At 50.9% G+C, this 16,360-nt stretch carries 12 protein-coding genes; 4 read left to right on the top strand and 8 right to left on the bottom strand.

The genetic code is table 11. From position 1 onward, the window contains the following. Positions 1-5: 5 nt before the first annotated feature. From BMW65_RS00240 to BMW65_RS00230, 3 genes are all read right to left on the bottom strand, one after another. On the bottom strand, positions 6-3,470 hold the full coding sequence (locus tag BMW65_RS00240) for a SusC/RagA family TonB-linked outer membrane protein (protein ID WP_177180933.1): 3,465 nt from the start codon (positions 3,468-3,470) through the stop codon (positions 6-8). Positions 3,471-3,681: 211 nt separating this feature from the next. After that, positions 3,682-4,890 carry a FecR domain-containing protein gene (locus tag BMW65_RS00235; RefSeq protein WP_090601850.1) on the bottom strand — a complete coding sequence of 403 codons (1,209 nt, stop codon included), beginning with the start codon at positions 4,888-4,890 and terminating at the stop codon, positions 3,682-3,684. Positions 4,891-4,955: 65 nt separating this feature from the next. Then, positions 4,956-5,576, bottom strand: a complete 621-nt coding sequence (locus tag BMW65_RS00230) for an RNA polymerase sigma factor (RefSeq protein ID WP_177180932.1) — start codon at positions 5,574-5,576, stop codon at positions 4,956-4,958. Between the two features lie 109 nt (positions 5,577-5,685). Here BMW65_RS00230 and BMW65_RS00225 point away from each other — a divergent pair, with 109 nt between their 5' ends. Further along, entirely contained in the window at positions 5,686-6,003 is a 318-nt protein-coding gene (locus BMW65_RS00225) for a DUF4386 domain-containing protein (RefSeq protein ID WP_262497288.1), read from the top strand. Here the strand turns inward: BMW65_RS00225 and BMW65_RS24790 are convergent. After that, entirely contained in the window at positions 5,972-6,208 is a 237-nt protein-coding gene (locus BMW65_RS24790; RefSeq protein ID WP_090601845.1) for an apiosidase-like domain-containing protein, read from the bottom strand. The two genes, BMW65_RS00225 and BMW65_RS24790, sit on opposite strands and share 32 nt — an antisense overlap. 128 nt (positions 6,209-6,336) lie before the next feature. On the opposite strand from BMW65_RS24790, the gene BMW65_RS00215 reads away from it, so the two are divergent. Continuing rightward, positions 6,337-8,910, top strand: coding sequence for a hypothetical protein (locus tag BMW65_RS00215; protein WP_090601843.1), 2,574 nt, complete (start codon positions 6,337-6,339; stop codon positions 8,908-8,910). Between the two features lie 98 nt (positions 8,911-9,008). Here the strand turns inward: BMW65_RS00215 and BMW65_RS00210 are convergent, their stop codons facing one another. Beyond that, positions 9,009-9,557: a cupin domain-containing protein gene (locus BMW65_RS00210; protein WP_090601842.1), complete on the bottom strand. Its 549-nt coding sequence runs from the start codon at positions 9,555-9,557 to the stop codon at positions 9,009-9,011. 300 nt (positions 9,558-9,857) lie between these two features. Between BMW65_RS00210 and BMW65_RS00205 the strand changes: the two genes are divergently transcribed. Both BMW65_RS00205 and BMW65_RS00200 read left to right on the top strand, forming a co-directional pair. Continuing rightward, positions 9,858-10,397, top strand: a complete 540-nt coding sequence (locus tag BMW65_RS00205; RefSeq protein ID WP_090602907.1) for a lipocalin family protein — start codon at positions 9,858-9,860, stop codon at positions 10,395-10,397. Next, positions 10,397-11,743, top strand: coding sequence for a cryptochrome/photolyase family protein (locus BMW65_RS00200; RefSeq protein WP_090601840.1), 1,347 nt, complete (start codon positions 10,397-10,399; stop codon positions 11,741-11,743). Before BMW65_RS00205 ends, BMW65_RS00200 begins: the two co-directional genes overlap by 1 nt. A 51-nt stretch (positions 11,744-11,794) precedes the next feature. Here the strand turns inward: BMW65_RS00200 and BMW65_RS00195 are convergent, their stop codons facing one another. The 3 genes from BMW65_RS00195 to BMW65_RS00185 are packed head-to-tail and all read right to left on the bottom strand — an operon-like array spanning position 11,795 to position 16,320. Next, complete coding sequence (locus BMW65_RS00195) at positions 11,795-15,019, bottom strand: CHAT domain-containing tetratricopeptide repeat protein (protein WP_090601838.1); 3,225 nt, start codon at positions 15,017-15,019, stop codon at positions 11,795-11,797. Between the two features lie 3 nt (positions 15,020-15,022). Continuing rightward, positions 15,023-15,778, bottom strand: a complete 756-nt coding sequence (locus BMW65_RS00190) for a tetratricopeptide repeat protein (protein WP_090601837.1) — start codon at positions 15,776-15,778, stop codon at positions 15,023-15,025. Then, the gene (locus BMW65_RS00185; protein WP_177180931.1) at positions 15,778-16,320 is read right to left on the bottom strand and encodes an RNA polymerase sigma factor; all 543 of its coding nucleotides are present in this window, start codon (positions 16,318-16,320) and stop codon (positions 15,778-15,780) included. The genes BMW65_RS00190 and BMW65_RS00185 overlap by 1 nt, the downstream gene beginning before the upstream one ends. Positions 16,321-16,360: the final 40 nt, after the last annotated feature.

The raw sequence follows: 16,360 nt of genomic DNA, 5'->3' as shown, positions 1-16,360 counted from the left end.
TTATGCTAAAAACCAACGGTTAAACCAAAATTAAAAGATTGAGCAAGCGGATAAATCCCACGGTCTACGCCGATATCGCGGTCGGCGCCGCTGCCGTATTGCGATAGGTTAACCTCCGGATCCAAACCACTGTACTTCGTCAATGTGAAAAAGTTGGTCGCCTGTATGTAGAGGCGTAATTGCTGCATGTTGAGCCGGTTTGTCCACTTGGAGGGAAACGTATAGCCAATCATCACGTTTTTCCCGCGCAGGTACGACCCGTCTTCGATGAAATAGGTCGATGCCTGCGATTCGAAACCCGTAGCGATTGAATTCGTCTTTGGCAGCATGGCATTGGGATTTTCTGGGCTCCAGCTGTCCAGCATCCGGACACTCCGGTTGCCGGTGAGGTTCTGGAAATCCGTCCACCACTTTTGGTAATTGTAGATATCGTTGCCCTGTACGCCCTGCACAAACACGGACAGGTCAAACGACTTATAGCTTACGCTGATATTCAATCCATACGTAAAATCGGGGTGTGGGTTTCCGATAAAGGTTTGGTCGTTCGCATCGATTACACCGTTTTGGTCCACATCACGGAATTTAAATCGCCCGGGCTGGTTGTACAACGCCCGATCACCGCCTTGCGTGGCATGAGCGTCAGCCTCTTCCTGGGTCTGTAAGATACCATCGATGGTGTATCCGTAGAAAGCAGAGATTGGTTTGCCCACCGCCGTGCGTGTAAAGGGAGCCTGTCTGGTGGAAAATCCCGGGATGAATGTTTCCGGTCCGCCATACAGCTCGGTTACCCGGTTGCGGTAAACCGACCAGTTGAGTCCCACGTCATATTGCCAATCGTTGTTTTGCGGCCTGCCACGGTAATTGAGGGCAATATCCAGGCCTTTGTTTTGAATTCCACCGATATTTACGGCAGGCCTGCGGTTCTGGCCATCCGTAGCCGGGCTTGGTATCACCAGCAGCAGATCGGAAGATTTCCGGTCATAGGCATCAACAGTGACCGCGAATTTACCGTTAAAAATACTCAGGTCTACACCCAGGTTAGTCATGGTCTGCGCTTCCCAACGTGCATCAGGATTTCCTTGCGCTCCGATGTAAAATCCGGGTACCAGCGCGTTATTCTGGCCATCAATAGCGTAGGACGAGGTATGTAGGTTTGTTGCATACGTTGTAAATTGATTATAGCTGTCCACCTCTTGGTTGCCGGTTTGTCCCCAGCCGCCCCTCAACTTCAGTTCGTCAATAAAGGCCACCGTTTCCAGGAATGGCTCTTCACTGAGCCGCCATCCGACACTGAAAGCCGGAAATGTACCCCAGCGGTGGGAAGGCGAAAAACGGGATGAGGCATCCCGTCGGATTGTTGCCGATACCAGGTACTTCTCGCCATAATTGTAGTCTACCTTACCGAAATAGGAAAACAGCCTGGAGTCCGATCCGCCGCCCGTGGCATTCAACAGCGTTGTCCCGGCGCTGAGGTAGCGGTAGTCGATATCTTCGAAGGCAAAGTCCGCTTTTTCCGTAATCGTATTTCTGAACGTACTTTTCACCGCTTCGGTGCCTGCCAGCACGTTCAGGTTATGTTGGTCGCCAAATGCCTTCCGGTAGTTCAGCGTATTGGTCCATATCACGTTCGTCGTATAGCTGTTGGTCACGCTAAGCTGGGCTTGCTGCGGCAGGAGGAACGACTCGGGCGCGCTGGGCGAAAAGTTGGAAAAATTGAAATTAGCGTAGTCAATACCTAAGCTGGTTTTAAGCGCAATGCCATGGCCCAGGTTCGCTTCGGCAAAGGTATTGCCAAACAACCGCGCATTGTAAGCATGGTTATCCTTATTACGGTATTGCCGGGTGTAGGGATGATCGGCCAAGGCGCGCCCTCCCGCAAAGTTGCCCCCCACATCATATACCGGCATGAACGGGGCCATTTGGTAGGCCAATGCCGGACTATTTTCTGCGCGGATGATGGCCGACACATTATCTGTATAGGCGAATTGCAAGTTTTCACCTACCGTAATGATATCCATGATGTTAAATGTCGTATTCGCCCTTGCCGAGTAGCGCTTAAAGCCCGTATGCTTGAAAATACCTTGCTGGTCATAGTATCCGCCGGTAATGGCATAGGTGTTTTTATTGCTGCCTCCTGATACACTGAGGTTGTGGCTTTGAATATGCCCGAGCTGGGTAACCACGTCCCACCAGTCGGTACCTTGTTTGTTTGTTTTAGCAAACATGAATCTTGTGGTACCAAATCCGGGAACGGTCGGGTCATTTGTATAATTTTCCAGGGCCACTCGTGGGTCGCCTTCCATGGCACCTCCCTGCAGTAGCAGGTAGTCCGGTATGACCGGATTAGCGCCGTTGCCGAATGTGGCGTCGGCCGGATTTCCCGTTGTCGGGTTTACGTTGCCGATATTGCGGTAATTCTCCCATACCAGGTCAGCAAACTGTTGCGGTGTGAGCATACTTGGGCCGGCCGATGGCCGCTGGACGCCATAAAAAGACTCAACAGTCAATCTGGACTTTCCTTCCTTACCTTTTTTGGTCGTTATGATGACCACCCCGTTACTGGCGCGCGCACCGTATATGGAAGCCGATGAGGCGTCTTTCAAAATCTGCATAGACTCGATATCGTTCGGATTGATCTGATTCAATCCCCCTTGCGTGGGCACGCCGTCTATGATATATAAGGGGTCGTTGCCTCCTGTAATCGACCCCACTCCCCGGATACGAACCATCACATTGCCTCCCGGTGAGCCATCGTTTCCGATAGTTACACCAGCTACCCGGCCCTGTAATTGCTGAGCAAAGTTGTTGGCAGGCACCTGCTTGAGGTCATCGACCGCCACCACGGCGACAGCCCCTGTGATGCTCGCCTTTTTTTGGGTGGTATAACCCACGACCACCACTTCATCCAGGTCGCTCACTGTAGCGTTCATCGTCACGTTTAAAACCCGTTGGTCAGCTACGGTAAGTTCGGCCGTTTCATACCCCAGTATGGTAAATAGGAGTACCGAAGCCCGGTCAGGTACGGTGATCCGGTAATTTCCACCGGCGTCGCTTGTCGTCGCGGCCGACGTGCCTTTTGCCGTTATCGTCACGCCCTCCAGTGCTGCGCCGGATTGGTCGGTCACCCGTCCGGAAACCTCCCTGTTTTGTTGCGGGGGCTCACGTTGAAGCATTGCCGGCGGCTCATGCGCGATAACGATGGTCCCTTCTTCGATGGACCAGGCAAGGCCATGGCCCGCCAGGATTCTATCCATCACGTGCCGCAGTTCGGTCTGTTTTACGGCCACATTGACACGCGTAGTAGCGATATCGTCGCCGCGGAAGAAAAACGAGTAACCTTGTTGCCGTTGGATTTCTTTCATTACCTCACGCAGTGTGGTATTTTTGACGTTGAGCGTGATCTTTTGCGCTTTGCTCTCCCCGATTGCGTGGAAAGTAAACGCAATACTCAAGAAAATCACTAATTTCATAATCAGCAATAATCGATAAATCATATATTTGTCTTGTTTGGATGGTGAATAAATGGATTAAAGGGAGTGTTTATTACACTCCGTAGCACTAGCCAGACAGTATATTCGGATGGTGTCGCGAGCATCATCCGTTTTTTGTTGGTCTGGGATACACATTAGTTTTTAATTTGTCATATTGTCATTGTTGTTTTAAGGTTTAATTATCAATTGGTTATTCACTTAATACGATTAATTGGTTTCTGCCTTTGACTTGGTTTACTTTAAACTGGACACCACTTTTTTCCAGAATCGTCAGGATGGAGGCCAGCGATTTATCCCGTCCAATCATACCGAAGAAACGTACCGTGGGTATACGCCCCTCATACACCACATCGATATCATACCATCGGCCCAACTGGGCAAATGCTGCCTGCGGTGATAAGCCATCGAAGTAGAATAAGCCGTCTTTCCAGGCGGTAAACAGATCGGTGTCTACTTGCTGAATATCGATAGCAGCCCCGCGCCTGGTGACCTGTTCTCCGGGAGCAAGTCGATAAACAGTGTTGCGGGCTGTCCGGTTACCTGTTGCTGAAAGATTGGTTAGTTGGATTGCCCCTTCCACCAGCGTAGTTTTCGTTTCGGGATCATCCGGGTATGCGGAGATATTGAACGCTGTGCCGAGTACCTGGATTTCCTGGCCTTCACTGATCACCTTAAACGGCCTATTGACATCTTTTGCTACGGAGAAATACGCTTCACCGGAAATAGCTACGATGCGTTCGTCGCCGACGAATTTACTGGGATATTTCAGCGTGCTATTGGCGTTGAGCCATACCGCCGAACCATCCGGAAGGATTACCTGATAGGTGCCGCCCCTGGGGGTAGCTAAGATCAGTGGTTCAGAAAGCGCTGAAGCTCCGCTGCTTTCGACAGCACGCATGTCGATCGCCGTAGTGCCATTGGTGTAGGTGATGTTATCTTCGCCGACAACGATTCCTGCCTGTGATTCGCTCAGCGTAATCTTTCTGCCGTCTGCCAGGGTCAGGGTAGCCCGGTTCCCACCGGGATTTATCGCCTCCGGTATCCCATCCGCAACGGCTTCCGTCCGTTGTTGCGGCTGTCTGTCGGGGAGCAGTCCGTCACTGAAAAAGGCCAAGGCACCAACCAGTCCGATGATCAGGGCCGCCGCATAAGGTAACCATAGCCGCCTGCGCGGACGCGCATAATGCTGGTTTCCGGAGCCAACGGCTTCCTGTATCCGTGCCAGCATGCGCTGCCGCAGTTCTTCGGCATCGGCAGCAAATGACGTTTCCAGTTCATACGAATCTTTGGCCATCTGCTCATTAAGCCATGCATTAAGCTGATCCTGCTCCGCAGACGTGATGCGGCCATCGATCAGTTTTGCAGCCAGGGTTTCTATTTCAGCGCGAGACAATGCCATTTATAACCGGTTTTGGTTATATAGTCGCACATTTTTGGCAAACGGGTGTATCCGCTTAAAAAAAATTACAGATTGCGCTCCACCATCAACGCAAGCATGACGGGCAAGAAGGCCAATAAATCATCCCGGAGCTTTTTATTGGCATTTTTCAGGTGCATCTTTACGGTGTTTTCAGACAGGTTTAGTGCCTCGGCGACGGCCTTTACGCTCATGTCCTGCTCACGGCTCATTCGGAACACAAGCTGGCATTGCGGGGGTAGGCGATTAATGCTCTGCTCGATACGCTGTCGTAATTCCTTGGCCATAAACGCGCTTTCCGGAGATAGCAGTTCCACAGGGTCTGTCCACTGTTCGCCGCGCGCAGCCTCCCTGCGCCGGTGGTTCCTTGCCATAGCGCTCAGCGACTGGTACTTGACGGCAACCGAAAGATACGTGTTTAAGGTGTGATTGATTTGGAGGGTTTCCCGGCGGTTCCACAGGCCAACAAATACGTTTTGTACACATTCCTCGGCTTCTTCTGCACTACCTAACAGATTGGCCGATGTGACAAATAGCTTGTCCCAATACCGGTTATAGATAGCTGCCAAAGCTTGTTGTTTGCTCTGTCTCAGCAGCACCACCAGCTCATCATCATGATAATTGGTATAGTTATAATCGGCGTCCACACCCTCCAATTTGTAGCGCAAGTTAATCATATTTTAGAAATGAACAAACGTTGCCCGTGCTGAAGCACGGAGTGCACCTTCTTTACCGTAACAAAACAGCACCAACGTTGTCTAAACCGAACAGCCTCAATTGGATGCTATGGCGCTATTTTCAATCCGGTTGCATAGCGCCGGATACAATATTAGCCTCCTTTTTTTCGCCGTCCACCTCATGTTGCTGGGCTATTTGGTTTACCGGTCGGCATTGTTGCCAAAAATAGTAGGGGTGTTGCTAGTGCTGGCAGGACTTTGCTATGCCATCAACAGCCTTTCGGCCTTTCTTTTCCCCGCCTTTGCGAATGCAATTTTCCCCGCGATTCTGGTACCCTGTTTCTTGGCAGAGCTGTTGTTTAGCCTCGTATTGCTTATCCGGGGCGTCAGGCACAACGAGTTGCATACACATTCTTGAAGTTGTAGCCCTGCTTAATAATATGGCATCTTTCCCGTCGATTTTCAAAGTATATTTCGGCGTTTTCTTTGTCCAGCCGGTGGAACAATTCCCAAGCCGTATCCCCAAAATACAAGAACGGCGTACCATCTTCAAAGACGATGTGGCGTTTTGAGGTATCAACGACTAACTTTCCATGGTTAAAATCCACGGAGGCACAGTCCATCTGATCTCCTGTGCATAAGGGTACTTTGCAACCAAGCAGGGTTTGATGACCTTTTTTTTATCCACCGATAAGATGGTAGCTATCCTACGATGGGATGCGATTAACTGCATTAATCCAAGTATATTAAGATGAAAACCAATCGAGTACTTTTTTTTTATTTTTTAGTGAGCATTTTGCTCGTCGGGTCCTGTAAGAAAGATCCGATAGATCAGGATGATATTGCTGACCCGGTCAACAAGGAATACGTATGGGTAGATGCCAAAATAAGTCTTCCAGGCAATGTAAATTATTCACTTGCTGACCACGAGCTGAATGCGGTAGGCGAGGTGGTGGCTATCCGCAGTGACGGAACGACGAAGGTACCCAAAATGACGCAGTCAGTGTCGGTTTATTCCGTGACAAACGGATCGGAAGCGCCCGTCATGCTGGGATTTTCGACACCAAACAAAACGGAAATATCGCCAGAAGCCACTGCCAAAGTGACGTTGTTTACACTTTATCGAATCGCTGCATTACCTGTCCAAGCGCAGATTAAGTTTTTGGAAGGATTTGATACAGACGGTGCAGCACAATCGTATATCAGCGAATTTGTGAAACTGTGGAAGACCGATCAGCACATTTTGGTAAATAAACGATATGTTGATCTACTGAAGAAATACCATGCGGCTTACCATAAAGCTGTCCCGACACCTTCCTTGGCGATGGCAACATCGACGGCAGCGGGCGGGCGCTATTATTTCGTGGAAGCCGAAACGGGCGAACTGGAAGATGGTTATTCGTTGGAATTGGAAGATCCCAATAAATTCTATATGTTAAATAAGGGACCACGTACGGCTACGGCATTCATTTATAAAACACAAGTCAAAAGAAACAATGCCGTGCAGCCGCAGACGCTGATCAGCGCCTTCGAGCGCGCCACAAAATCAGACAAGCAGTGGTTTGTGGAAAACGGCACCTATATCCCCCAGCAGCATCCGTTTGGCTTTGAAGTAGACTACAGGAAGTTTCTGCTGGGTAAGACACTTTTTGCTGAAGTTAAAAGTGGTCCGCATGAATTGCCGTTGGCAGACGACGAGGAAATGGCCGAATATACCATCAGGCTTGTAAATGCAGGTGTGAATGTGCAGGAGGATCTGCTCACCGATGACGAGCGAGCCGCTTATAGTAAACATATGCATGCAGCGCTTATCGTTGATTTTTACCTGCCATTCATGGGAATCAACCTGGGATTGGATATAAATGACTTTTACGCAATGGGAGCCGAGGAACGGGCGGATAAGCTCGATGCCGCGGTTCGCGAAGCAGGTGTGCACACCTTGATAGGCGGGCATCTCTCAGGTGGGCGCTTGCATGAACTGCTGAAAACGCTGGAAACGTATTTCCAATCCGAATCGACCGGCTATGGCCTGAAACTGCACGAGGCCGTTTTCAAGGCGGTAGGAAGAGCGGTACCCCAACGTCTTGCAGGCGCCGCGAAGCGAAATGGTTATTTAAGTTATTACTTTGACAGTGAGTCGTTCTGGAATACGGAGCGGGAAGAGCGGTTGTTCATGGATTACTATTGGGAGACTTACGGCCTGATCACGTTGAAAGCTACGGCCCGCGCTGGCGTGGTGCGCGTTTCACCCCGCAGGGCCAACATTACGGCGTTGGCGCCGAACAATTCAGTAGCATTGAGTGCGGTCATCGAAACCGAGGAATTTCATCAGCTCGAGGTGACCTATCGTTGGCGGACACCGGGCAATTTCGGAAGTCTCAGCACGGATGGCTACAGTGGTACAAGCCAGCTGGAAACCAAATCGGACAACGTCGTATACAAAGCGGATTATGCCGTGGGAAGAACCACTTCGGTCGTTGAACGTGTCTACGTAGATGTGCTTAAGGACAATCAGGTCGTCGGGACGGACTCTGCAGAAATAACAATCGGCCCATCGAATTACCGGATTGTGCCCGATGGCATTACGCTGACCGGCAATGGCGATCGCGGACCGAACATCGCTAATCTGCGCATCGAGAAGCGAAGCCAAGAGGCTCCCGCCATCGGAAATCATCCAGACTATGACTTTAAAGTGGTGTGGAGAACCGCCGGGAAGCACGGTGGGCTGCGTTGGGATGGACGCTACGCTTCTTATTGGACGACGGAAATGGAGGCGTTTAACAGCGCAAATGCGCAGTATAGGTGTTCAGATGAAGACGTAAAGGAAAGTGTGGAAGACGTAGAGGCCACGATTTTTTCAAAGCCTAAAGGGGCACCCGAAAGTGATTATGAACTAGTGGATATTATAAAAGGCTCGATTAATATTAATAACGATGAGAACAAGCGCATCATCCATCAGCCCATGACTTACTACAGTGGAGCGTGGGCGGAAGGCAACTGGTTTACGTATCCGCTGGTTATTTTCCCGGTCGATGAAGATGCGAAGCGGTACAGCGTAAAATTCTATAATTTCAGCGGTACCGCTGCGAATCCGCCGGAAGGGGCTACTTATACATGGAGCGCTGGACAAAGTCCGCCTACTTATTACGCAGTTTTTCCGGATACCAAAGACATTTCCGGAGGCAGCTATTATGTATCACTCAGCCGTACTTGGTGTGCTGGTCCTCCGAGTGGCTGCAACGCAGGCAACGCGGCCGAATGGGAAGCGCGTTACCGAGAGATGTATGGCACAGGGGTGATGGCCGAGATTATTTATTTTTATTAATATCCTTCTACCTACTTGAAGTTGTCATCTGTGACTTCAAGTAGGTTTCCTAAGCAATACCATCACGTGCTGTTTGGATGCATCTTGCAAGGGTATCGCTATATACAATATTTTGCTATCAGTTTTTGTTCAATTCCGGTTTTTCTCGCCAAGGCTGCAAATAACTTGATAAGCGGGGTCGTGACAGCTCCTTTCAGGCCGGTGAGTCGCATATCGCTCATTGCACCGCAGACCGCCATGTGAAAAATGTTTCTAGGAATGTGCTGCTTGTTGTTGTATAGGCCGTCCGCAGCGAGACCGCATAAAATCCGAAGGGTATTTTCTAATCCCGTTGAGCCCGGCGTCACCTGGTTGGTGAATGTAATGCTGGAACTGCCTGGATTGAAAAAGCGATGCACTTCCCCTTTCTTGACCAAATAGGATTCGCCGGGTTTAAGAATTAACTTTTTTTTGTTTTTAAGTTCAAGGCCCAACTCGCCGTTTACTGCGGTAAACAGTTCGGTATAGGAGCGATGAAGATGCAAGGGATTTCCTCCTCCGGGCTCCAAAGAAATTTTCAGCTCAGAAAAAGCCCCTCCAGTCTCCAGCGAAGTTTTGACGAAAACGATTGTTTCTTTTAATGCAGGGTTATAGATTATCTGATTCATGTTCTTTTTTCATGCCGCAAATTAAAATAATTTACCCATTCTAAGTTCTTTTTTAATGCCCAGATGATTCCGGGTGGCCAAGAAAACTGGTTTGAAGACAACAAGTAATGAGATAGCCGCAGAAGGATTCATGACAGGCTATAGGCGACAAGGAAGATTACGGACCATGAGTTGCGTCAACCATTGACCCATTTGATGATTGTCACTTTCGTCATCACAGTCCATCGTGCATATCAGCTTGACGTAAACAGGACCGTTTTCAAAAACATTTAGGACACACGTCGGTTGACTAAAGACTATATGAGCAAGAGAACTAATATTATCGGTCTGATGGCGATCGCGATGCTTTATTCGTGTGCGAGCATCCCTGAAAATGTCCAGCCTATAAAACATTTTGAGGTTCGCCGGTATTTAGGGAAATGGTACGAAGTCGCGCGCTTGGATCACAAGCAGGAGCGAAATCTTAACAACGTAACCGCTGAGTACCGTTTCAACGAGTACGGAACGATAAGCGTGTTCAACAGCGGCTATAACTACATCGATCGCAAATGGGAGTCGGCTACGGGAAAGGCTAAATTCAGCGGGGATAGCAGCGTCGGTGCACTGAAGGTGTCTTTCTTTGGCCCATTCTATTCGGGTTACTATGTAATCGCCTTGGGCGAAGGCTATCAGTATGCCCTGGTGGCTGGAGACAACCTAAAATACCTTTGGATTTTATCGAGAACGACGACAATTCCCGACAGTGTCAGGAAAGACTACCTTCAAAAAGCCGGGCAAATCGGCTATGACACGTCGCAACTCATTTGGGTCGAACACGACAAACAGCATACGGATCACTGATGGAGCATACCGTTGTCATATTCTGGTTCAGACGCGACTTGCGCTTGGAAGACAATGCGGGTCTGCAACGTGCGCTATCCTCAGGGTACCCTGTTTTGCCCATCTTCATCTTTGATACCGACATGCTCAATCGCCTGAATAACCGATACGATCGCCGGGTCGATTATATCCAGCAAGCACTTGCGCACCTGCACTTACAATTGCAAAAGCAACACGCGGGGCTGAAAACCTATTACGGCAAACCGATAACCCTATTCCACGAAATAACGGCACACTATGCGATAAATGCGGTCTATTGCAACCGGGATTATGAGCCGCAGGCAATTAAAAGGGACAACGAGGTAAAAGCCTATCTGGCGGCAAAGGGGATTGCTTTTTACCACATTAAAGATCAGGTGATTTTCGAGCAATCGGAGGTCATCAAGCAAAACGGCACACCGTACACGGTATACACACCATATTCGAATGCATGGAAAGCAACCTTACAGTCGCAGCACTATGCACCGGTGCCGACGGCCCAGCACAGCTTTGAGTACTTGCCTTTTGAAGAAATACACACGTTGGAAGCTATCGGTTTCCGGCCTACAGATATCCGATTCCGCCCACCGGAGCTCGATGTCGGGATCGTAGAGGCATATGACCGGTATCGCGATTTTCCGGCAATGGACCATTCGACACACCTGGGCATGGCATTACGTTTCGGTACCATTTCCATCCGGCGTTGCGTTGCTTTCGCATTGCAGCACAACGCGGTCTGGCTCCAAGCATTGATATGGAGAGAATTTTTTATGCAGATCCTCTATCATTTTCCGCACGTGGTTAGCCATAGCTTCAAACCAGCGTACGACCTAATCCAATGGCAGAACAACGAGACCGAATTCAGGCGATGGTGTGAGGGACAAACGGGCTATGCCATGGTTGACGCGGGCATGCACCAGCTCAATTCAACGGGGTTCATACCCAACAGAGTACGGATGATTACCGCAAGTTTTCTATGTAAACACCTGCTGATAGACTGGCGGTGGGGAGAAGCGTACTTTGCGGATAAACTGAACGACTATGACCTGGCGGCAAACAATGGCAACTGGCAATGGGCTGCGGGTTGTGGCTGCGATGCGGCACCCTATTTCAGGATTTTCAATCCTACCGTTCAGGCGCAGAAATTTGACAAGGCGCAGCACTATACCAAAGCTTGGATTCCGGATGTAGCTACCCGTACCATCAAACCGATCGTCGAACACCGGTACGCGCGTGAAAGAGCGTTGAAGGTCTATAGCGAAGGATTGAACCGAATGCGGTCACTTGATCGGCTATCGTGCTACATTGATAAAAGTTCGAAATTTTGATGGCCTAAATTAGTCTTCAGACGGGCATAAGTAACATCGATTCACAAACCATCACTTGTCCCCATTCCTTGATCGGCGAAATACGAAAATAACCATTCCCAATAGCATGGCAGTCGCAAGCCCGGCCGTCCAATAGTATGTGGTGACACTGCCGTACACCGGCGCGTTATCGCCTATCAACGCCAATCCCGCCCAATAGTACGGATGGGCCAGCCGCTCGTCACCCTTTTCCATCAGGTGCAGCTTGGCGTTCCGCAGCGCCGTACTTTTGCTGTCGCCCTTGGCGAGCCGATCGTAAAACCGGGCGATGATGTCCATGCTCGCCTTTTCGTCAATCTTCCATAGGCTCATCACCACGCTCGGACAACCGGCATGCATAAAGCTGTGAGCGAGTGAGATCACACCTTCCCCATTACGCCACGCGCCGGCACCCGTCTCGCAGGCGGTCAGCACGGCCAGTTCGGCCCGTAGTTGCATGGCATAGATTTCGTAGGCATGCAGGTAGCCATCTTCCCTATTCAGCGTGTCGCCCGGAGATGCCTTGGCTAGGAACAGCCGTGACAGTAGCGGCGCCTCATCGTTCAGCTCGGCATGGGTACCGAGGTGCAATATCCGGTAGTCGGGAGCCACTTGCTTAAATACTTGCTCCTGTGCATCCTGTTCGGCATATAAGTCATGCGCAACCACACTGCCAATTTGCCGAGCGGCCTGCAATGCAAAAGGTTGCCGGTAGAGGTATAGGTAATCGCTATCTTCGAGCCCATGCTGCTTGAGGTTCTTCCGATACATGGCCTTCATCTCGTCCGTGAATACCGGGGTAAAAAGCAATGCCCGCTCCTTCGTCTTAGCACGATGAGCAGCCTTGAATTGTACGGCACTTGCCGCAGACAGCAAGTAGGAGAGGTCATAGGTGTGGATGAGATAAGGCATACGCGAAAACCGTTTCTCCTGCTGGTCAGCCAGTAGCACTTCAAAGTTGAGTAGATACAGTTCCGCGTCCGGCACAATAAGCAGCCGGTTGGAAGTAAAATAAGGTTCCACCGGTTTGATGAGTGCTTGATACAATCGGTGCGCGGGTGCTACGAACGCTGCGGCCGTGAGCCCATGAAGCTCCCGTAGGCTTTTGGCATCGTCGAGTACTTCACGGCCGATGCGAAGGGCGCGGAAGGTCTGGGGCGTCAACACGAATATCAGGATAGCTTGTTCGGTCACCGCGTAAGCCACCAATGTTTCCTTGTTGGTGAGCAACGTGTTCCGGATATCCGCAAGAGAAGGCGGTTCGAGCGCATGCTTGGCCCAAAACAAGTCGTTGCGGGTTTTTTTGAGGCTATCCTGAAAAACGCGGTAGCCCTCCATGGTGGCAGACAGTAGGGTCAGTAACGAATCATCACGACGGCTATTCAAGTATTGCAGGTTTAGCGTGTTTATCCGTCTGCGGAAGTCGTGGTCGCGCCGGGCCACGATATCTTTTTCCGTTTGCTGCGCATCCACCAGCATGCCATTGGCCGCCAGTCGCATCAGCAGGGCTTTGCTGCGCTCGGCGTAGGCGAATGCCCGTTCGAGGTACGATTGATCGCCGTTTGCTAGTTCCCAGCTCACCTCGATGGCCACCGAATAGATTTTCTTATTGATGGCGGCCAAATCAATCAGGGCAGCCTGCGTACGGAAGGCATGCAGATTATCCGATACGAAACGGGTATATTGATCCGTAAGCGCCAGCACCTCATCCAGCCGGTGCCGCTCACTGGATTGGCTAGCCAATTGATACAGGATTTGCGTCCGCTGCTGGATGTATACCATGGTAGCGTAGCTGAATGGTAGATGATGAAACCAGTCGGCGACGTTCAGCGGCAACGGCGTATGCAATGTGAGCTCGGCGAAGACACTGTCCGAAAACGCAAGCGCTTGCTCCGTCTGGCCCATTTGCAGGTACAGCATACTGAGGTGATGCAGTTTATCCGCAATGGCATCGTTTCCGGGCGGGTAAAGCTTGCGGAAGCTGGCCAAAACCGAGCGCTGCATAGCAATCGCCGCTTGCTGTTGCCCCGTGGCGGCCATTATTACCGCCAAGTTGCGTTGGATCAGCAAGGCCAGTTCCAAGTGCATTGCATTGGCTCGTTTATACCGCTCCAGCGCCCGGGTATACCAGTCGGCCGCCGCTTCGTACCGTTGCTGGTCGAAGTACAGATCACCGAAAAAATTCTCCACATAAGCCATGCCCATCTGGTCGTCGGGGGCATGCTGCTTTTGTAGTGCATACGCCTGTTGGAAGCGCTTTTCGGCCTCGTCATACTGCCCGATTCTGGATTTGTTTACCGCTAAATCCACCAGTACCTTTACCATGCCCAGTCCGTCTTCGCCGTAGGTTTGCATTAGCAACCTACTCCCTTTGCCCAGGTACTCTTGCGCCAAGAAGGGTTCATTGATATAACCATAGAGGTTGCCCAGATTCTGGTAGGCCGCAGCCAGCGAAAAGCTGTTGTCGACATGAAGGTAATTGTTGAATTGGATATTCACCGCCTGTTGGCGATGGTAGAGGGCCTCTTCGTAGCGGCGCAACGTCTCGTAAATAATGGCCAGGCTATTGTGCATGGTACCCACATTGGGATGGTCTGGCGGGTAAAGCCGTTGGATGGCCTGCTGAAAAGCCAACCCATCCACCAACGCCTGTTCATAGTCCTCGCTGTACCGGCTGATGAAATAGCGGGTTTGCAAGATACTGGGCATATCCCAGCCATTTATCCCCTCCAGTTGCAGGTTTAGCGTATAGGCGCGCTGGGCATATTGTTTAGCGGGTTCATAGCCCTCCAGCATGAGGTGCCGGATGGCTATGTAGTTGTACAGCAGCACATCATGCCTACTGGGCGCTCGTTTGGCGTCCATGACAGCCTCTGCTTTGCTGAAGTAGCGGGCTGCCGCCTCAAATGCATATTGCTGGGTGAGCAACTGGCCCATTCTGCCGTAGGCTGCTACTACGGCTGCATGTGATCTGGGCAGTTGTTCAGCAATGGCCACGGCCGTGTCTGTCAGGCGTAGCGCCTCTTCTAAGCCGTGCTGTGACCAAGTGATGAGTGCCTGCTGCACATATGCAAAGACCAAACTATCTCGCTGGTCGGTTGCCCGATAGCGGTGCAGGGCGTTGCCAATATAATAAGCCGCACTATCCAGCTTATTCTCCCGGTAGGTACGGGTAGCCTTTTCATAGTCGTTTTCCTGCCGCGGGGCCGAGAAGGCAAAGCAACTGATCAGGCATACGGATAGTAAGGTTAGTTTCATGGTTCATTCCAGCTTTTCCAGCAGTTGACGCGCCTGTTCGTGGTCCGGTATACGCCGCAGCAGCGAAGCCACGGTCTTCACTTCACCCATTTTCAGGTAGCACAGCGCTAGGTACCAGGTAGCCGCTTCTTCGAATGCCGATTTCCGTTCATTTGCCACAGGCAGCAGGTACTCCATCGCCTTTTCAATATCATCAAGTCCCATATACGCCATGCCCCGGTAGTATAGGAGCGTATCCGTATCGGCTATATCGCCGGTTACCGATGCCCATTTTGTCAACGCCTCGGTATAGTTTCCCTCTTGGTAGCTAATCATGCCGTCATAAAATAGATAGCGGCTGGTATCCCCCGCACTGCTCATTGCTACGGGTAGTCCAGCATCAGGCACAAAGTACGTGCTGTACAAACGATCAGGAGCAGGCGTGGAAGACAGTACCCACCAAACGCCAAAGACCGCTACTACCATTGCCGCCGCTACCCACCACTTGCGGTAAAGCGGGACGACCTTACGCGGCACATGGCCTGACGGCTGTTGCACGTCCACCGCCCGATGGAAGCTATCGAGCTGCGCTGCAAGGTGTACCTCCCTGACGCCCGTTAGCAATGCATTTACCTCCTCCACTTTCAGGTGTAGGTCCGGCTCCAACGCAAGTCGTGCTTCAAAGCGTTCGCGGTCCGCTTTCTCCAGTTCGTTTTGTAAGTACCGGACGATGTAGCCCAGTTCATTCTCGGGCAGTTCATAGGATGATTTCCGTGGCATTAGTTCCCTCCTTCCTTGATTACCAGTTCGCGCAATTGCTTGAGACACCGGTATTTGTTGTTCTTTGCGCTCGCTTCCGTCCAGCCAAAGTCATCGGCTATTTTCCGGAGGCGCTGCCTCCGGAAATAAAACCGGTGGAGCAATTCCCGGCAACGCGTACCCAAGTGCCGATAGTTTCTTTTCACAGCATCAATGTAGGTGTCGATTTCATCGGTAGTGTCCGGCACCGCACTAGCTGACGCCTGTTCGTCCGTTACCGGCATGCGCCTGCTCCGTCGCCGTCGCAGTTCGTCTATCCACTTATTTTTGCACACACGCGCAAGGTAAGCACCAAATTCCTGCTCATCGGCCGGCACAAACCGTCCCAATTGCACATTGCGCCACACCGCGAGAAATGCCTCTTGGTAAATATCTTTGGCATCATCTTCAGACCCCGCATGTTGCAGCACATAGTGCACCGATGTCCGGTAATATTGCACATACAAGGCATTTAAAGTCGCCGTTTCATCATACCGCAATCGTTCAATTATCGTGCGGTTCATTTGCCGAAAATCAGATTGATCCATCAGGAGGCCAATTGCT

Origin of the sequence: Parapedobacter koreensis, assembly GCF_900109365.1 — a bacterium.
Taxonomy (GTDB): Bacteria; Bacteroidota; Bacteroidia; order Sphingobacteriales; family Sphingobacteriaceae; genus Parapedobacter; species Parapedobacter koreensis.
The sequence above is the reverse complement of the archived record's forward strand: the minus strand, read 5'-3'. Positions and strand labels throughout refer to the sequence as shown.